This window comes from Thermomonospora echinospora (assembly GCF_900108175.1).
Lineage (GTDB): Bacteria > Actinomycetota > Actinomycetes > Streptosporangiales > Streptosporangiaceae > Thermomonospora > Thermomonospora echinospora.
The window spans coordinates 28,877-46,189 of the sequence record NZ_FNVO01000009.1 but is presented as its reverse complement, the minus strand read 5'-3'; the positions used below and the strand labels follow the sequence as shown (position 1 = coordinate 46,189).

At 72.6% G+C, this 17,313-nt stretch carries 16 protein-coding genes; 6 read left to right on the top strand and 10 right to left on the bottom strand.

The genetic code is table 11. The features are described from left to right. The first annotated feature begins 3 nt into the window (after positions 1–3). The gene (locus C4U03_RS20785) at positions 4–1,302 is read left to right on the top strand and encodes an AI-2E family transporter (RefSeq protein ID WP_268817523.1); all 1,299 of its coding nucleotides are present in this window, start codon (positions 4–6) and stop codon (positions 1,300–1,302) included. Between the two features lie 277 nt (positions 1,303–1,579). Here C4U03_RS20785 and C4U03_RS20780 read toward each other — a convergent pair whose 3' ends face one another. Together C4U03_RS20780 and C4U03_RS20770 are read right to left on the bottom strand one after the other, a co-directional pair. Continuing rightward, positions 1,580–1,927: a hypothetical protein gene (locus C4U03_RS20780; protein ID WP_103939506.1), complete on the bottom strand. Its 348-nt coding sequence runs from the start codon at positions 1,925–1,927 to the stop codon at positions 1,580–1,582. A gap of 438 nt (positions 1,928–2,365) precedes the next feature. Further along, positions 2,366–3,250, bottom strand: coding sequence for a serine hydrolase (locus C4U03_RS20770; protein WP_103939504.1), 885 nt, complete (start codon positions 3,248–3,250; stop codon positions 2,366–2,368). Between the two features lie 267 nt (positions 3,251–3,517). Between C4U03_RS20770 and C4U03_RS20765 the strand changes: the two genes are divergently transcribed. After that, on the top strand, positions 3,518–4,090 hold the full coding sequence (locus tag C4U03_RS20765; protein ID WP_103939503.1) for an exonuclease: 573 nt from the start codon (positions 3,518–3,520) through the stop codon (positions 4,088–4,090). A 67-nt stretch (positions 4,091–4,157) separates the two neighbouring features. Here C4U03_RS20765 and C4U03_RS20760 read toward each other — a convergent pair whose 3' ends face one another. From C4U03_RS20760 to C4U03_RS20740, 5 genes are all read right to left on the bottom strand, one after another. Then, positions 4,158–4,697: a hypothetical protein gene (locus tag C4U03_RS20760; RefSeq protein WP_103939706.1), complete on the bottom strand. Its 540-nt coding sequence runs from the start codon at positions 4,695–4,697 to the stop codon at positions 4,158–4,160. 90 nt (positions 4,698–4,787) lie between these two features. Next, the gene (locus tag C4U03_RS20755; protein WP_103939502.1) at positions 4,788–5,858 is read right to left on the bottom strand and encodes an NAD(P)H-dependent flavin oxidoreductase; all 1,071 of its coding nucleotides are present in this window, start codon (positions 5,856–5,858) and stop codon (positions 4,788–4,790) included. A gap of 76 nt (positions 5,859–5,934) precedes the next feature. Then, positions 5,935–6,690, bottom strand: a complete 756-nt coding sequence (locus C4U03_RS20750) for a CoA-transferase subunit beta (protein WP_235018004.1) — start codon at positions 6,688–6,690, stop codon at positions 5,935–5,937. A gap of 5 nt (positions 6,691–6,695) precedes the next feature. Continuing rightward, positions 6,696–7,541, bottom strand: a complete 846-nt coding sequence (locus tag C4U03_RS20745; protein ID WP_200827388.1) for a CoA transferase subunit A — start codon at positions 7,539–7,541, stop codon at positions 6,696–6,698. A 55-nt stretch (positions 7,542–7,596) separates the two neighbouring features. Next, entirely contained in the window at positions 7,597–8,388 is a 792-nt protein-coding gene (locus C4U03_RS20740) for an enoyl-CoA hydratase family protein (RefSeq protein ID WP_103939499.1), read from the bottom strand. A gap of 414 nt (positions 8,389–8,802) precedes the next feature. Here C4U03_RS20740 and C4U03_RS20735 point away from each other — a divergent pair, with 414 nt between their 5' ends. Continuing rightward, a complete protein-coding gene (locus C4U03_RS20735) occupies positions 8,803–9,555 on the top strand; it encodes an SDR family oxidoreductase (protein ID WP_200827367.1) in 753 nt (250 codons plus the stop codon). A 65-nt stretch (positions 9,556–9,620) separates the two neighbouring features. Continuing rightward, on the top strand, positions 9,621–11,969 hold the full coding sequence (locus C4U03_RS43150) for an acyl-CoA dehydrogenase family protein (protein WP_103939497.1): 2,349 nt from the start codon (positions 9,621–9,623) through the stop codon (positions 11,967–11,969). A gap of 156 nt (positions 11,970–12,125) precedes the next feature. Here C4U03_RS43150 and C4U03_RS20725 read toward each other — a convergent pair whose 3' ends face one another. From C4U03_RS20725 to C4U03_RS20715, 3 genes are all read right to left on the bottom strand, one after another. Then, complete coding sequence (locus C4U03_RS20725) at positions 12,126–12,572, bottom strand: nuclear transport factor 2 family protein (RefSeq protein WP_103939496.1); 447 nt, start codon at positions 12,570–12,572, stop codon at positions 12,126–12,128. 130 nt (positions 12,573–12,702) lie between these two features. Further along, positions 12,703–13,578: a TIGR03619 family F420-dependent LLM class oxidoreductase gene (locus C4U03_RS20720; RefSeq protein ID WP_103939495.1), complete on the bottom strand. Its 876-nt coding sequence runs from the start codon at positions 13,576–13,578 to the stop codon at positions 12,703–12,705. 142 nt (positions 13,579–13,720) lie between these two features. Further along, positions 13,721–14,500, bottom strand: coding sequence for a TetR family transcriptional regulator (locus C4U03_RS20715; protein WP_200827366.1), 780 nt, complete (start codon positions 14,498–14,500; stop codon positions 13,721–13,723). Between the two features lie 129 nt (positions 14,501–14,629). On the opposite strand from C4U03_RS20715, the gene C4U03_RS20710 reads away from it, so the two are divergent. Both C4U03_RS20710 and C4U03_RS20705 read left to right on the top strand, forming a co-directional pair. After that, entirely contained in the window at positions 14,630–15,571 is a 942-nt protein-coding gene (locus C4U03_RS20710) for an ABC transporter ATP-binding protein (RefSeq protein ID WP_103939494.1), read from the top strand. Continuing rightward, complete coding sequence (locus C4U03_RS20705; protein ID WP_103939493.1) at positions 15,571–17,193, top strand: ABC transporter permease; 1,623 nt, start codon at positions 15,571–15,573, stop codon at positions 17,191–17,193. Before C4U03_RS20710 ends, C4U03_RS20705 begins: the two co-directional genes overlap by 1 nt. The last annotated feature ends 120 nt before the right edge of the window (positions 17,194–17,313 follow it).

Sequence of the window (17,313 nt, the reverse complement as noted above, 5' to 3'; positions counted from 1 at the left end):
CCGATGCCGTCGCATCCGGACACGCCGCCGCCCGCCACCCCGCCGCCCGCCACCCCGCGGTCGTCGCCGACCGTCCCGGCGGGGCTGCGCAACGCCGCGGTGACCGTGGCCTGCCTGCTGGTCCTCGCGGCGGCCCTCTACCTGCTGGTCTACCTGCTGGGCAGGCTGGCCCCGCTGACGCTGGCGGTCGTGGCGGCGCTGCTGATGGCCGCGCTGGTCTCCCCGGTCTCCGCCAAGCTGCGCCGGCTGCACGCCCCCGGCTGGCTGGCCGCCCTCGGCGGGGTGCTGACCCTGCTGGGGGCCGTCGCGCTGCCGCTGACGCTGATCACCGAACAGGTGGTCGGCCAGTGGTCCGGCCTGAGCGAGCAGGTCACCCGGGGCCTGCACCGGTTCCGCGAACTGCTGGTCAACGGCCCGCTGCCGATCAGCGAACGCCAACTGGACGCGGCGATCGAGGGGCTGATCAGGACCGTGCGCGAGGCGGCCCCCAGCCCGATCCGCGGGGCCGGCGCGGCGGTGGAGGTGCTGACGGCCGTGCTGCTGTCCCTCCTGCTGCTGTTCTTCCTGCTCAAGGACGGCCGGGAGATGACGCGCTGGGCGCTGAACCTGGCGCCCCGACGGCACCGGCAGCGGCTGGAGGCGGCGGCCGTCGAGGGCTGGCGGACCCTGGTCGCCTACATCCGGGGGACGTTCGTGATCGCCGCCGTCGACGCCACCGGCATCGGGCTGGCGCTGTTGCTGCTCGGCGTCCCGCTGGCGCTGCCGCTGGCCCTGCTGACGTTCATCGCCGCGTTCGTGCCGATCGTCGGCGCCACCGTCGCCGGGGCGATCGCGGTGCTGGTCGCGCTGGTCGGCAAGGGCGTCACCGCTGCGCTGCTGACGCTGGTCGCCGTCATCGGCGTGCAGCAGGCCGAGGGCCACCTGCTGCAACCCCTGATCATGGGGCGGGCGCTGCGGCTGCACCCGGCGGTCATCCTGGTCGCCGTCACGGCCGGCACCCTCCTCGGCGGCATCCCCGGAGCCCTCGTGGCCGTCCCGATCACCGCCATCACCTACCGCGTCACCCTCACCCTGCGCGCCCTGCGCACCACCGACCATCCCACCGAACCACCCCCCAAAGCCTCCGAGCCCGCCCCGGCCCCCAAAGCCACCAAGTCCGAACCGGCCCCCGCCCCGGCGCCCACCGGCCTCGCCCAGGACCCCGCCGAACAGCCGAGACAAGACCCCGGAGACAAAGCCCTCCAACCCGGCAAGAGCCACCGGACCACCGACGCCCACCACGACGACCCCGAGCACCGCTAGGCGCGAGACAGGCCCGGTCGCCCCCTCCTGGAGTGGACCGGGCCTGTTCGCGCTGGCCACCGCCTAGGGTTACGGGCTGGCCAGTGCCCTTTCCCGGCTCGGCGAGGGCGTCACGCAGCGCCTTCTCCAGCGCAGACGGGACACGCGGTCACCCTCAGCCTGGTGGATTCGTACGCAGCGAAGAAGGTCATGGACGGAGGCTGCTCGCCCGGCAGACCTCAAGCCGCCAAGTTCCCAACACCCACGGACGGCGACACGAAACCCGAGATATGCCGGGTCAGGCGCCGGCGAACTGGGTACGACGGACCTTCGGATCCCGGGTCCGTGGCTTGAACGTCGGCCATTCGGCCGTCCCACACCCCGCAGCATGCAGCGCAGCCCGCAGGTTCGCCGCGAACAGGCGAAACGCGTCGTCCTCGCTGTCCGCCTCGATCCCCATCAGCACGCTCACCCACCGGTCGGCGATCCGCACCGTCACATCCGGGTCGACGATCCCCGGGTCCACCTCGGCCAGGTCCAGCAGCTCGTCGGCGATGGCGTCGGTGAACTGGTCGAAGTCCTCGTCGGTACCGCCGTCAGGGTCAGCGCAGTCGAAGGTGAGGTCTGCAGCCAGGTGGTAGATCATCGGGCTTCACCGTCCTTCCAGCACGTGGCCCGGTGCAGCTGACCGAGCAGGTTCTTTACATAGTTCGGGTCTGAGGGGGTCAGCGCCATTGACTTCTTGCACTTGCGTGGACAAGGGCAATACATCCGCCAGTAACGTTTGCCTCGTTCGACCCGCCAGCCTCGCCGCTCTGCCTCCTTGCGTACTGCTTCAAGCTCCTTACGGAGGTTCGGGGACATGGGGGTGTTCCCTTGCTGCCGAGTGTAGGTGGGGACCTCATGGTGGCCTAGAGCAGGGTTCGATACTTGGCGATTCCGATATGAACATGGGACGTAGCGGTAAGTGACCGAACCCGGACAGCAGGGGTAGACACGCGTCACCCAGCTCGAATCTCTGCGTTCTACTGAGCCCGGACTCGCCGGATCCCTGCGATGCCCGCATGGCAGGCGGCGGGAGTGGTCAGGGGAGGGAGCGGGTGACCAGCTTGGTGACGTGTTCGACCGTGGTGATGCCCTTTTTCAGGGAGGGGCTGCGGTCGGACAGCACTGCGATCAGGTAGTCGTGGGTGCCGGTTCGGACCCGGCCGATGCTGTTGACGACCCAGCGGCCGTCGTCGGCGGTGCGCGGGAGCCAGCCGTTCTTCAGGGCGACCGGGGAGCCGGGAGCGGCGGCGCTGACGCCCCAGTCCTGGCCGGCGCTCACCGAGCTCATCAGGGACAGCGCGTAGGCGCGGCTGCGGGCGTCGAGCGGGCCGTCGCCGGCGGCCAGGACGGACAGCAGACGGACCTGGTCGTGGGCGCTGGTGCTGGTCAGGCCCCAGTAGCCGCCGGACGCGGGGGTCGTCTCGGTCAGCCCCAGGGTCTGGTTGGCCCGGGTGAGGCCGGGGGCTCCGCCGATGGCGTTCCACAGGGTGGTGGCGGAGGCGTTGTCGCTTTTGCGGATCATCCGGGCGGCGAGCTCCCGCTCTTCCTCGGTGAGGTCGCGGCGGGCCTGCTGGGCCTGGAGCAGCAGGGCGGCCAGGATGTCGGCCTTCACGATGCTGGCGGTCGGAAACCGTTGCGAGGAACCGTAGGCGTAGAAGGTGCCCGTCGCCAGGTCGCGCACCTCGACCGACAGCCGCCCCCCTTCCCGGCCGGCCAGGTAGCCGGCGACGGACCGGGTGAGCGCCGCGCTGCGGCTTTCCTCCAGGGGAACGAGACCGGTGGGCGCGGCGGACACCGCATCCTCATACCCGTGCGAGGGCCAGGGCACGAGCACACCGGCCAGGAGCGCGATCACGAGTCCGGCCGTCAGGACGGCGAGACGGCCGCCGCGGCCACGCGCCCGCCCGTTCACCTCGGCCACCGGCGGGCGGGAACGGACCGGGCCAGAACGCGGTCATTGCGCCTGTGACCTGCGGAAAGGTCGATGTAGGGGGGTTCGTCCACCGACATGGGGCCAGACCCTGACGGGCCTGCCTGAACGCAACCGCAGACCTGGCTGAAAGTTGTCTGAAGATCATGCGAGGGCGCTCCGGGACGGACGGCCCTGCGGCCTGCGGGAAGTGGGGTGCCCCTGCACCCCGGCGTTAATCCGTTGCCGGTGCGGATCGCCCTCAGTAGCTTGATCGCCATGTCCAGGCTGCCGGAGCTCTACATCGCCGCCGACGTGGAAGCCGACGGGCCGATACCCGGCCCCTACAGCATGATCTCGCTCGGGATGGCGGTCGTCGGCCGCCCCGACCTCACCTTCTACACCGAGCTGCGGCCGATCTCCGACGAGTTCGTGCCCGCGGCGCTGGCCGTGTCGGGGCTCGACCGCGACCGCCTGCTGCGGGAGGCCCCGCCGGCCGAGGAGGCGATGGCGGCCGCCGCCAAGTGGATCAACGGCCTGCGGACCATCGGCCGGCCCGTCTTCCTGGCCGGCCCCGCCGTCTGGGACGGGATGTACATCCACTGGTACTTCCTGCGGTTCCTCGGCAAGAGCCCGTTCAGCGCCAGCGGTGCGGGCATCGACCTGCGCAGCTACTGGATGGGCCGTAACGGCTGCGAGTGGGCCGCCTCACGCAAGAGCGACATCAAGCAGAAGCTGAAGCTCACCGGCCTACCGCACACCCATCACGCGCTGGAGGACGCCCTGGAGCTCGCCGCCGTCTTCGAGGCGATGCTGGCCTCCCGCGAGGACACGCCGCCCGCCGACGGCTGAGCCCACGCGGACGCCGGACGGGCCAGGGCGGCGGTCGCCTCCCCTCGGCTACCGGACAGCCCCTCGGCTACCGGACAGGGTGCGCGCTCGGCCAGGTGAAGGCCAGGCTGCCGCCGACGTCCAGGGCGTTCCAGAGCGGGGCGACCTCGTCGAGCCTGGCCAGCACACGCTCCACCGCCGGCCTGTCCTCCTCGGAGATCTCCGGCTCCGTGACCCACGGGGGCCGCTCGCCCCGGCTGAGACGGCGGCGCCTCCAGGCCAGGTCGCAGACTGCGGCCAGGTGCTCGGAGCGGGCCATGTCCGCCGAGCCCGCATGGTCCTTCTCGCGCAGATGGGCCTCGCGCTTCTTCAACCTGCGCTGCTTTCGGCTGCGTTCGCGCCGCCCCGGTACATCCCCCAGCAGCAGGAAGCTCCCGCCGCCCTTCGCCGCCCGCCCGTACAGCCCCGCCGACAGCTTCAGTTCGGCTTCCACGATGTAGTGAACGAGGTCGTGCGGAATATGGTCGTCGTACCCGGGGGCCGGATCCATTCCTCGCGGCGGCGCTCCCGGCGCGGTGATGGTCAACCCATAACGCCGTTCGCCCGTCCGCGTGAAGACCACGTCCATGCCGTCACCGTAGGACGGCCATATCGTCGTCGGCACCTCAATTTCCGCCGGCAGCCCGGCGGACGGCATCGCTTCCGGCCCCTGGGGCCGTCACAGGCGCTTGCCCTCCAGGCGGTGCAGGGTCGTTTCGGCCTCGGTGATGATGCGGTCGATGAGGTCGGCGACGGTGGGGAGATCGTCCAGGACGCCGGTCACCTGGCCGGTGGGCAGTACGCCGGCCTCGGGACGGCCCTCCACCAGGGCGGCCCTGATGAGCAGGGGAACGTTGATGGAACTGGCCACCTGGAAAAGGGTCATGTCCTGCTCGCGGCGCATCGCCAGGCCCTCGCGGACGGCCTTCAGCGGGGACTGGCCGGTCAGTTCGCGCAGGCGGGTACTGGCGCGCAGGATGCGTACGCCCCGCCGCCACGAGGACTCGCCTTCCAGGGCGGTGATGAACGGGGTGGAGATGACGCGCTGTGGCATCCCGTCGACGGCGGTGGTCACCAAGGTCTGGGTGACTCCGGCCTTCAGGTAATCCTGCTTGACGTGCTCGGGGACGCGGCTGTCGGCGGTGAGCAGGAAGCGGGTGCCCATGGCGACGCCGTCCGCCCCGTAGGCCAGGGCCGACACCAGGCCGCGCCCGTCGTGGAAGCCGCCCGCCGCCAGCACCGGGATGTCGGCGCCCACGGCGTCCACGACCTGGGGCAGCAGCAGGGAGGTGGGGACGGAGCCGGTGTGGCCGCCGCCCTCACCGCCTTGGGCGATCACCGCGTCCACGCCCAGCGCGGCGACCTTCTCCGCGTGCCGCCGCATGCCGACGGTGCACACGCACAGCACGCCCGCGTCGTGCAGCGCCGAGACGGTGTCCTTGGTCGGGGCGCCCGCGAACGACACCACGCGCACCCCCTCGTGGGCCAGCGCTTTGACCCGTTCGGCGATGTCGGGCTGGTCGGGACGCAGGTTCACCCCGAACGGCGCGTCGGTGCGCTCGCGCATCTCCCGGACGGCCGTCAGCATCTGCTCGTCCGACATCGTGACGGCCGCCAGGATCCCCAGCCCCCCGGCCGCCGCGGTGGCCGCCGTCAGATGGACGCCCGACACCCACCCCATGCCGGTCTGCACGATCGGATACCGCACCCCGAACAACTCGCACACCCGCGTACGCAGCGCCGGATGCATCACACCACCCCCCGCCACCCGGCCCGAGACGACCGCGAACGACCACGGGCGGACGGTGCCGGACGCGTCGAGCGCATCAGTCCTTCACCTCGCGCAGCCGCAGGCCGCCCGGGTCGAGGCGTTCGATGGCGGCCAGCTCGTCGGGGGTGGGCAGGCGGGTCTGCGGGACTTCGTCGGGGATGGCCAGCTCGAAGCCGGTCGCCGCGACGACCTCCTCGACGGTGACGCCGGGGTGGACCGAGCGCAGCCGCATCCGGTGGTCGGGGGTCTCGAAGTCCAGCACGGCCAGGTTCGTGATCACCTGGCGGAGGTCGTGGAAGCGCGCCACCTCGCCCAGCTCGGCCGCCCGGTCGTAGCCGATGCCGCAGACCAGATCGACCTTCTCCACGAACACCCGGGTGCCGTGGTTGGGGACCCAGTAGCTGGTCGGGTTGTTGATGGTGTTCCCGGGGGCGCCGCGGAAGCCGATGAGCTGGCGGGCGGGCCGGTCGGGATCGGGGCCGATGGCCGCGATGTTCTGGTTGCCGTACCGGTCGATCTGGCTGGCGCCCATCATCACGTGCCGCCGGCCGTTCCACAGCACGTCGAACATCCGCCGGTACGGGTTCCAGCCCTCGACCACCTCGGGGGCGGCGCCGAGCGGGTGGACCTCACCGGCCAGGTGCGCCTCCCCGTCGGTCATCACCAGCCGGGGCTCATGCAGCGCGCGGGCCAGCCGGCCGCCGAGGACCGGCAGGTTCCCGATGGGGTTGGCGAGGATCTCGCCGTCGCCGCGGAAGCAGTCGGCGATGGCGACCGCGCACACGTCCGCCCGTCTCACCTGCTGAGCCACGTGCGTCATCCCTTCACCCGGGCCTGGTAGGCGGGCTCGTCCAGCCCGTCGATCCACTCCTTGCGGAACCGCTCCCAGCCGTCGGGGTCCTTGGCGGAGGCCGCGTAGTCCCGCTGGAACGCCTCGTCGCGCGGGTAGTCGGGCGCGCAGGAGGTGGGGTGCGCGCCGCCCGGGGCCTCCACCACCCCGTCCACCATCAGCCGGGTGACCTTCAGCGACTGCACCGGGCCGGCGGCGGTCAGCTCGGCGGTCGGCACGATCCGCTCACAGGACAGGAAGCGCAGCCCGGCCGCCTCCAGGAACAGGTCGTCGAAGTACGGGTCGGGGCCGAGGACCTGCCCGTTGCCGCCCGCGTCGGCCCGGTTGACGTGGACGATCGCCGCGTCCAGGTGCAGCGCGGGCACGGCGATCAGCTCCTCGTGGGTGCCGCCCGGGGCGGGGTAGGGGGAGGTCACCGTGCGCAGCGACGGGTCGAGGCGCGGCAGGTCGGAGCCCAGGCCCACCCGCGTCGGCAGGAACGGCACCCGCCAGGCCGCCGCCTGCAGTCCGAGCAGCATCATGCCCTCGTCCACCTGCCGGGCCGCGACCGCCCCGGACTCGCGGGCCCTGCGGAAGTGGGGCTCCAGCGCGATCGTGTCCAGCGAGACGAACGCGAAGACCACCTCCCGGACCTTGCCCGCCGCGCACAGCATCCCCACGTCGGGGCCGCCGTAGGAGACCACGGTCAGATCCCGCAGCGGCGACCGGCAGATCTCCCGGACGATCGACATGGGCTTGCGCCGGCTGCCCCAGCCACCGATGCCGACGGTCATCCCGTCGGCCAGCCGGCCGACGACCTCCGCCTCCGACATCCGCTTGTCGTTCACGTTGTCCTCGCTCGTGTCGTTCGTTCGCCCGCCGCCCGTGTCACTGGTCGAACTTCGCGTCACGCCCCTCGACGAAGGCGGCGCGGGCCTCGTCGGAGACTCCCGACAGGTTGAGCTCGAAGGTGAAGCCCTGCTCGTAGCGGTAGCTGCGGCGGACGTCCCACAGGTCGATGCCGTTCAGCGACTCCTTGGCCGCGCGGATCACCCGGCCGCTCTTGGCGGCGATGCCGCGGGCCACCGCGAACGCCTCGTCCCGGAGCCGGTCGGCGGGCACGACCGCCAGTACCGAGCCCCAGGCGTGCAGCTCCCGGGCGGTGGCGGGCTCGGCCGTGTAGACCATGGCGCGCATCTTGTGCTGGGGGACCAGCCGGGCCAGGTGGGTCGCGGCGCCGAGCGCGCCCCGGTCCACCTCGGGGAGCCCGAACGTGGCGTCCTCGGCGGCCACGATGATGTCGGAGTTGCCGACCAGCCCGATGCCGCCGCCCAGGCAGAAGCCGTTGACGGCGGCGACGACCGGGACCTCGCACTCGTAGACGGCGGCGAACGCGGCGAAGCAGCCGCGGTTGGCCCCGATGAGCGCGTCGTATCCCGGATCGGCCTGGAGCTCCTTGATGTCCACCCCGGCGTTGAAGCCACGGCCCTCGGCGCGCAGCACCAGTGCCCGGACGGCCGGGTCGCCGCCGAGCGTGCGGACGGTGTCGGCCAGCTCGAACCACCCGGCCACGGTGAGCGCGTTGACCGGAGGCCGGTCCATGACGACCTCGGCGATCCCGCGGTCGGGCCCGTCGTCGTGGACCCGCCACACGATGGCGCCGCTCGGCGTTCGCTGCACCTGGCTCCTCCCGATGCGTCCCGGAGGACTGCAAGCATCGACGGTCACGGCCCGGCACGGCGGAGCCGTCCCACTGAGCGGGTCTGGACCCCGCCCGACACGGCTGTGAGGCTCTTCACACCGGTCGGCGCGGTGCCGGGTCGGCCGGTGGGTTCCGGCCTGGCGGGTGTGTTCTCCCGGTGGGCGGCGGTGCTCCTACTGGATGGGACGGGAAGCGGTCCGGTCTTTGCCGTCGTGCGAGAGTTTCCCGGCCGCCTGACCGGACCGGCGGCAGGCGGCACGGCTGTGATCGTCGCGGAGCCGTCCGCCGTGGTGGTGCGCGGTACCGGCCGTGGCCGGGTGCGCGTCCGGCGCGGTGGCCGCGGGCGGGACGGTCGTACTGGTCCGAGCGTGGGAGTCGGGTGGGAGTCGAGATTGAGCGGTTTGCTGGAAGGCCGGGTCGTGCTGGTCACGGCGGCGGCGGGAGCCGGGCTCGGCTATGCGACCGCCAAGCGGTGCGCCGAGGAGGGCGCCCGCGTGGTGATCAGCGACATGCACGAGCGCAGGCTGGCCGAGGCCGCCGAGCGGCTCACCGAGGTCATGGGAGACAAGCCGGCCGCGATCGGCTGTGACGTCCGTGACACCGCCCAAGTGGACGCGCTGATCGAGGCGGCCGTACGGGCCGAGGGGCGCATCGACGTCCTGGTCAACAACGCCGGGCTGGGCGGTGACCGGCCGGTCGTGGAGATGACCGACGCCGAGTGGGACCGGGTCGTCGACGTCAGTCTCACCAGTGTCTTCCGCGCCACCCGGGCGGCGCTGCGGCACATGCTGCCCCGCCGGTCGGGCGTGATCGTCAACATGGCGTCGGTGTCGGGCTGGCGGGCTCAGGTCAACCAGGCGCACTACGCGGCGGCCAAGGCGGGCGTCATGGCGTTCACCCGCTGCGTGGCGCTGGAGGCGGCCCCGGCGGGAGTACGCGTCAACGCGGTCGCGCCCAGCCTGGCCATGCACCCGTTCCTGGAGAAGACGGTCAGCCGGGAACTGCTGGAGGAGCTGACCTCGCGCGAGGCGTTCGGCCGGGCCGCGACACCGGAGGAGGTGGCCAACGTCGTGGTCTTCCTGGCCAGCGACCTGTCGTCGTACATGACCGGCGAAGTGGTCTCGGTCAGCAACCAGCACCCCTGAGGAACATCGATGACCGAGGAAGCGGCCTGCCACGAGCGGCGCGGCGGCGTCAAGGAGCACTGCTGATGGACCTGACCTACACGCCCGCCGAGGAGGCGTTCCGCAAGGAGGTGCGCGAGTGGCTGGCGGCCAACGTGCCCGCCGAGCCGCTGCCGTCCCTGGACACCCCGGACGGCTTCGCCGCCCACCAGGAGTGGGAACGCAAGCTGTACGACGCCCGCCTGTCGGTCGTGACCTGGCCGGAGGAGTACGGCGGACGTAGCGCCACCCTGGCCGAGTGGCTCATCTTCGAGGAGGAGTACTACCAGGCCGGCGCCCCCGTCCGGGTGGGCCAGAACGGCATCTTCCTGCTCGCCCCGTCCCTGTTCGAGTTCGGTACGGACGAGCAGCGGCGGCGCTACCTGCCTCCCATGGCGGCCGGTGAGGAGGTGTGGGCGCAGGGCTGGTCGGAGCCCGAGGCGGGCAGCGACCTGGCCGCCGTCCGTTCCCGCGCGGTACGCACCGACGGCGGATGGCTGCTGTCGGGCCAGAAGACGTGGAGCTCCCGCGCCGCCTACGGGCACTGGCTGTTCGGCCTGTTCCGCACCGACCCCGGCTCGTCCCGCCACCACGGGCTCACCTACTTCCTGGTGCCGCTGGACGCCGAGGGCGTCACCGTCCGGGGCATCCGCCAGCTCGACGGGGAGCCCGGCTTCGCCGAGGTCTTCTTCGACGAGGTGTTCGTCCCCGATGACCAGGTGCTCGGCGCGGTCGGCAAGGGCTGGCAGGTGGCGATGTCCACCACCGGCTCCGAACGTGGCCTGACCCTGCGCTCTCCCGGCCGCTTCATGGCCGCCGCCGACCGCCTGGTGTCGCTGGCCCGCGCCGCCGCCGGTGGCCTGGGCGAGGCCGAACGCCTGGAGGTGGCGCGGGCCTGGACGAACACCGACGCCTACCGGCTGTTCACCTTCCAGACCCTCACCCGTGTGCAGGACGGCGAGACCATCGGCCCCGAGTCCAGCATCAACAAGATCTTCTGGTCCGAGGCCGACCTGCACCTGCACGAGACCGCGCTGCGCGTCCTCGGCGCCCGGGGCGAGCTGACCGGCCGGGCCCCCGACGCCGCGGACGCCGGCCGCTGGCTGGACGGCTTCCTATTCTCGCTGGCCGGCCCCATCTACGGCGGCACCAACGAGATCCAGCGCAACATCATCGCCGAACGCGTCCTCGGCCTGCCCCGCGAGCCCCGCCCCGCCGGGAAGGGACCGGGCGGCCCCGGCAAAGCACCGGCGGGACCAGGCCCGTCCGCCCCACGCTCCGCGGATTCGGTGGCCGTCTCCTCGGACGGTCGCCCCGGAGCACGGGCGGAGCAGGAGGCGTCCGGTCCGCGCTCGGGGAATCCGGCGGCCGTTCCGGAGAAGAGCGGGTCGGGTGACCGTGCACTGGCGGATTCGGCCTCTGGCGGAGCGGGGCGGATGCGGTTCGGTCTGACGGGGGAGCAGCGGCAGTTCGGGACGGTGGTCGGGGAGTTGCTGGCCAAGCCGGACGCCGATCGCTGGGCCGCGCTGGCCGAGCTGGGGGTGACGGGCGTGCTGGTCCCCGAGGAGCACGGTGGCCTCGGCGGTGATGAGACCGACCTGCTGGCCGTGCTGGAGCAGGCCGGGCGCGGCGCGCTGGCCGAGCCGGTCGTGGAGGCGGCGGTGGCCGCCCGGGTTCTGGCCGGTCTCGGCGGTGAGCCGGCCGCCGAGTGGCTGCCGAAGCTGGCCTCCGGTGAGTCCCTCGTGGTCTTCGCGGACGGTCCGTACATCCCGTACGGCGACCGGGCCGGTCTCGTCCTCGTCGAACGGGACGGCGCGCTGTGCGTCGCCGAGCCCGGTGCGGCGCAGCCGTCCACCGACCCGGCCCGCAGGCTGTCCGGCATCGCCCGCACGACCCCGATCGGCGAAGGGGAACGGGTCGGCGCCCTCCTCGCCGAGGCCCGCGACCGGGGGGCCGCGCTGACCGCCGCCTATCTGGTCGGCGTTGCCCGCCGCATGATCGACATGGCCGTCGGGCACGCCGGGGAACGCGTCCAGTTCGGCCGTCCCATCGGCTCCTTCCAGGCCGTCAAGCACCACCTGGCCGACGCCCTGGTGGCGGTCGAGTTCGCCCGTCCGCTCGCCTACCGCGCCGCGTACTCGCTGGCCACGCAGGCTCCCACCGCCTCCCGCGACGCCTCGATGGCCAAGGCGGCGGCCTCCGAGGCCGCCCTGCGCACCGCCCGTACGGCCCTGCAGGTCCACGGCGCCATCGGCTACACCCTCGAATACGACCTGCACCGCTGGATGCGCCGTGCCTGGACCCTCGCCGCGGCCTGGGGCGACGCCACCCACCATCAGCGCCGCGTCGCCATCGCGCTGCTCGACACCCAGAACACCCCGGAACGCCTTCCGTAGCGAGATCAGGTGTGCTGCGCCTGGGGTCTGAGGCGGTGCCACCCGTCGTCGCCGTGCCGCCCGACGTTCAGGGCGGCCTCGGACATCTCTCCTCGCGGGACGCGAGTTCCGCGCTGGAGTTTCGGCGTCAGAGCGCGTGCGTTGAGCGGTGCGGGGTCAGGGGGTGGTCAGGGTGGCCATGGCGCGGTCCGGTTCCCAGTGGGCGCGCAGGGAGGTGATCAGGCCGGTGTCGTCGACCGTGTAGACGATCACGCAGTCGATCGTCATGGTGGTGCCGCCGTCCAGGGTGGTGGTGATGGTGGTGACGTTGGCGCAGCAGGGGCCGTTGGCGAAGGAGTCGGCGACGTGGAAGTGGAACGCGCGTACCGTGCTGACGTGGTCGTCCCAGAACTTCCCGATGCCGTCGTGGCCGTGGTGGCCCTTGCCCGTGGGGTCGAGCATCGAGGGGCCGACGGGGTCCTCAACGAGGGCGTCCGGGGCGAACAGGGCGAGCCAGTCCTCTTTACGGCCGGCGATGGCCGCGGCCATGGACCGTTGCGCGGCCCGGCGGGCGGGGTGGTCGCCGTCGGGTGCCTGCCAGACGATGGCGGGGGACTCGCTCATGGCTGAACTGTAACGTGTTCTCGTTTCTGGTCAAGGGTGGCCGCCCGGCGCGTTCCACCGGGCCGCCGGGCGGGTACCGGACGGGCGCCGGACGGGCGCCGGACGGGCGCCGGATGGGCGTCGGGCGGGTTCAGCCGACCTTGGCGATCACCGACTCGGCGAAGCGCTCCAGGTGCTCGATCTTCTTGGCCAGCGGCTGGGTGTCCGGGCCTTTGACGTAGGGGTTGCGGAAGCCGACGATCAGGTCGGTGACGCCCTTGTCGGCCAGCCGCTTCACCCCGTCCACCGTGTACGCCTCGGGGGAGATGGCGTGGATCTCGAAGGGCCGGTCGGCGGTGCCCTCCTCGGCGCGCAGCGCGGCCAGCCTGGCCAGCAGCGTGTCCAGTTCGCCGGGGTCGCCGCCGCCGTGCATCCAGCCGTCGCCGAGCCGGGCGGCCCGGCGCAGCGCCGCCTCGCTGTGCCCGCCGACCAGGATGGGGATCGGCTCGGTGGGGGCCGGGGACATCTTCACCGGCGGCAGGTCGTAGAACTCGCCGTGGTACTCGAAGTAGCCGCCGCCGGTCAGCCCGCGGATGACCGCGATGGCCTCGTCCATCCGCCGGCCGCGCCGCGCCCACGGCACCCCCATCACCGCGAAGTCCTCCGGCCACGGGCTGAGCCCGACGCCCAGGCCCAGCCGGTTGCCGGTCAGGAAGGCGAGCGAACCGGCCTGCTTGGCGACCAGCACCGGCGGGCGGACCGCCAGTTTGAGCACGAACGGCGTGAACCGGATCGTCGAGGTCACCGCCCCCATGGCCGCGATCAGGGTGAACGTCTCGACGAAGCTCTTGTCCTCCAGGAACTCCCGGTCGCCGTCGGCGGTGTACGGATAGCCGGCGTCCGACTCCCGTGGATAGACCAGGGAGTCGGCCACGGCGATGCTGCTGTATCCGGCCGCCTCGGCGGCCTGGGCCAGCGGCAGGTGGTACGACGGGTCGGTCATGGCCTCGGCATAGGTGAACCGCATGGCACGGAGCATAGTAGAACGTGTTTCAGTTTCAATATGCCGGCCGGTGGGGCGTGCGGCCGCGGACCTCTGGCACGCCCGTCTCATAACCGTCTCGAAACTGTCGCACTACCGTCGCGAAACCCGGGCGGCCGTCGCGGGGTCAGGATCCGGCGAGATGGCGGTAGACCGTGGCGCGGGAGACGCCGAGCGCGGCGGCGATCTCGGTGACGCTGTGCGTGCCGGCCGCGTACATCCGGCGGGCCTGCGCGCCCTTGTCGCCGTCCATCACGCTGGGCCGCCCGGCCCGCCGCCGGGCCGGGCGGGGCGGCGGCGCAGGCGGGCCGGGCGGGCCGGGCGGGCCGGCGGACGGCGGCCCGTCGGGCGCCGGGGCCAGCAGGGTCCGCACGCCCGCCAGGATCTCGGCCCGGATGCGCTCGTCCGGCACGTCCGGGAAGAACATCACCGGGTCGCTGATCATCGCGATCGCCTGCACCGCGCGCACGCCCCGGCGCAGGTCGGGGTCCGGACCGGCGACGATCTGGTGGACCTGCTCGATCAGCCCGACGAACCGCTGGAACGCGTGGTCGTGCGCCAGCAGCGTCAGGTCGTGCATCAGGACGCGCAGCAGCCTGCGGTGCCGCAGGTAGGCGTCCAGGACGTATTCGATCATCACCCACCGCGCCCGGTCCGGGTCGGGGCGCACGGCGGCCTCGTCCAGGGCCTGCCTGATGGACTCCTCCACGTCCTCGGTCAGCGGCTCGCTGAGCGCGGCCAGCAGATGGGCCTTGGACGGGAAGTGGTAGAAGACCGCCGCCTTGGTCAGCCCCAGCCGCTCGGCGATCTCGCGCATGGAGGTGCGCTGGTAGCCCTGTCCGGAGAACAGGTCGAGCGCGGTCTCCAGGATCCGCGCACGGGTGTCAAGGGCCGTTGTGCCGTCCACTCCTTCACCCTAGGGCTCTGGCCCGTCCGAGGGCGGAGCCCGTAGGCTGTCCACTGACCGACGGTCAGTGCGGTACGGGCGCCCGTCCCGCCGCACGGCCGGACTGCGGCGACGACGAGGACCTTCGCGATGACGGATGCGATCACGGTTTCCGACCTGACCAAGACCTTCGGGGACGTACGGGCACTGGACCGGTTGAATCTCACGGTCCGGGCCGGGGAGGTGCACGGCTTCCTCGGCCCCAACGGCGCCGGGAAGTCCACCGCCCTGCGCGTGCTGCTCGGGCTGCTGCGCAGGGACTCCGGCGAGGTCCGCGTGCTCGGCGGCGACCCCTGGCGGGACGCCGTGGCGCTGCACCGCCGCCTGGCCTACGTGCCCGGCGATGTGAACCTGTGGCCCAACCTGTCCGGTGGCGAGGCGATCGACCTGTTCGGCTCGCTGCGCGGCGGGCTCGACAAGGCCCGGCGCGAGGAGCTGATCAAGCGGTTCAAGCTCGACCCGACCCGCAAGTGCCGCACCTACTCCAAGGGCAACCGGCAGAAGGTAGCCCTCGTCGCGGCGTTCGCCTCCGACGTCGAGCTGTACATCCTGGACGAGCCGACCTCCGGCCTCGACCCCCTGATGGAGGCGGTCTTCCGCGACTGCGTCGAGGAGGCCAGGCGGGCCGGCCGCACCGTGCTGCTGTCCAGCCACATCCTCGCCGAGGTGGAGGCGCTGGGAGACCGGATCAGCATCATCCGCGAGGGCCGGATCGCCGAGTCCGGGACGCTGGCCGAGCTGCGCCACCTCACCCGCACCTCGATGTCGGTGGAGACCGCCCGGCCCATCACCGGCCTGGACGCGCTGTCGGGCGTCCACGACCTGCACGTCGACGGCACCCGCGCCCGCTTCCAGGTCGATGCCGAGCAGATGGGCGCCGTGCAGCGCCACCTCGCCGAGCTCGACGTGCGCACCCTCACCAGCACCCCGCCCACGCTGGAGGAGCTGTTCATGCGGCACTACGGCGACCGCCCCGAGCCGCCCGGCGACCGGGACGCCGAGGCGACCGCCGCCAGGGCGGGGAGGGCCTGATGGGCGCGTTCACCGGCACCGCCCGGCTGGCCCGGCTGGCGCTGCGCCGCGACCGCGTTCAGCTACCGGTCTGGCTGGTGGCGCTGACCGTGACCGTGGCCGCGAGCGCGTCCAGCGTCACCAGCCTGTACGACACCGAGCAGGAGCGCCGGTCCTACGCGCTCACCAACGCCGGCAGCGCGGTCTCCCGGGTGTTCAACGGCGGACTCGCCGAGCCCAGTGCCGGCGCGATCGCGATGGCCGAGACCTTCAGCTTCGCCGGCGTGCTGATCGCGCTGATGAGCCTCATGGCGGTGGTGCGGCACACCCGGCAGAACGAGGAGACCGGCCGGGCGGAGCTGGTCGGGGCGGCCGTCGTCGGCCGGTACGCCATGCTGACCGCCGCACTGCTGGTCACCGTCGCCGCCAACGCGGTGCTGGCGCTGCTGCTGGCGGGGGCGCTGGTCGCGGCCGGGCTGCCGGTCGCCGGTTCGCTGGGCGCCGGGCTGGCGTTCGGGGCGGTGGGCACGGCCTTCGCCGGGATCGCCGCGGTCACCGCCCAGGTCTCCCAGAGCGCCCGCGGGGCCAACGGCCTGGCCGGCGCCGTCCTCGGCCTGATGTTCCTGCTGCGCGGCATCGGGGACGGGCTCGCCGAGCCCACGGACGGCGGCCTGCGGGTCGTCAGCCTGTGGCCGTCGTGGCTGTCGCCGCTGGGCTGGGGCCAGCAGATGCAGCCGTACACCGGCGGACGCTGGTGGGTGCTCGGCCTGTACGCGGCGTTCTTCGCGGCCATGGTGTGGACGGCGTACCGGCTGACCGACCACCGTGACGTCGGCACCGGGATGATGCCGGTGCGCCGGGGCCCGGCGACCGCCCCGCGCGGCCTGCTCAGCCCGTTCGGCCTGGCCTGGCGGCTGCAGCGCGGCGTGCTGCTCGGCTGGGGGGCGGGCGTGGCCGTCATGGCCGTGTCGATGGGCGTGCTCGGTGACGAGGCCGAGGAACTGCTGGGCGGCAACGAGGACCTCGAACAGTACTTCGCCGAACTCGGCGGGGGCGGCGCCAACCTGGTCAGCGCCTACTTTGCCACGATCACGGCCCTGTTCGGCATCGTCATCACCGGATACACCGTCCAGGCCCTGCTGCGGATCCGCGCGGAGGAGACCGGCCCGCTGGAGGCGGTGCTGGCCACCGCGGTGAGCCGGCCGCGCTGGATGCTGAGCCACATCACCTGCGCGGTGCTCGGCACGGTGGCGCTGCTGCTGCTCACCGGCCTGGGGCACGGCCTGTCCTACGGTCTGGTCGCCGGTGACATGTCGCAGACGCCGGATCTGCTCGGCGCGGCCCTGGCGCAGCTCCCGGCCACACTGGCGCTGGCCGGTGTGGTGGTCGCCGTGCTGGGCCTGCTGCCGCGCTGGGCGGTGGCGCTGTCGTGGACGGCCCTCATCGGGTGCCTGTTCACCTCACAGCTCGGCCCGGTACTGGAACTGCCGCAGGCGGTCATGAACATCTCGCCGTTCACCCACGTCCCGTACCTGCCCGTCGCCGATCCCGCCGCCACCCCGATGGTGGTCCTGACGGCCGTCGGCGCAGCCCTCATCGCCATGGGAATCGGCGCGTTCCGTAACCGCGACCTGGCCCTCTGACGCAAAGAGCCCGCCACGTCACCCGTGTGCCGTGGCGGGCTCGCCGCGACGCCGCGACCTGGCCCTCTGACGTCGTCATCCGTGCCGTGGCAGGCCCGCCATGACGGACTCGCAGAACCG

Bases quoted from the DNA above. Each gene is read 5' to 3' on its own strand.
- C4U03_RS20785 (WP_268817523.1), top strand. From the start codon at position 4: ATGCCGTCGCATCCGGACACGCCGCCGCCCGCCACCCCGCCGCCCGCC.
- C4U03_RS20780 (WP_103939506.1), bottom strand. From the start codon at position 1,927: ATGATCTACCACCTGGCTGCAGACCTCACCTTCGACTGCGCTGACCCT.
- C4U03_RS20765 (WP_103939503.1), top strand. From the start codon at position 3,518: ATGTCCAGGCTGCCGGAGCTCTACATCGCCGCCGACGTGGAAGCCGAC.
- C4U03_RS20760 (WP_103939706.1), bottom strand. From the start codon at position 4,697: ATGGACGTGGTCTTCACGCGGACGGGCGAACGGCGTTATGGGTTGACC.
- C4U03_RS20755 (WP_103939502.1), bottom strand. From the start codon at position 5,858: ATGCATCCGGCGCTGCGTACGCGGGTGTGCGAGTTGTTCGGGGTGCGG.
- C4U03_RS20745 (WP_200827388.1), bottom strand. From the start codon at position 7,541: ATGTCGGAGGCGGAGGTCGTCGGCCGGCTGGCCGACGGGATGACCGTC.
- C4U03_RS43150 (WP_103939497.1), top strand. From the start codon at position 9,621: ATGGACCTGACCTACACGCCCGCCGAGGAGGCGTTCCGCAAGGAGGTG.
- C4U03_RS20725 (WP_103939496.1), bottom strand. From the start codon at position 12,572: ATGAGCGAGTCCCCCGCCATCGTCTGGCAGGCACCCGACGGCGACCAC.
- C4U03_RS20720 (WP_103939495.1), bottom strand. From the start codon at position 13,578: ATGCGGTTCACCTATGCCGAGGCCATGACCGACCCGTCGTACCACCTG.
- C4U03_RS20710 (WP_103939494.1), top strand. From the start codon at position 14,630: ATGACGGATGCGATCACGGTTTCCGACCTGACCAAGACCTTCGGGGAC.
- C4U03_RS20705 (WP_103939493.1), top strand. From the start codon at position 15,571: ATGGGCGCGTTCACCGGCACCGCCCGGCTGGCCCGGCTGGCGCTGCGC.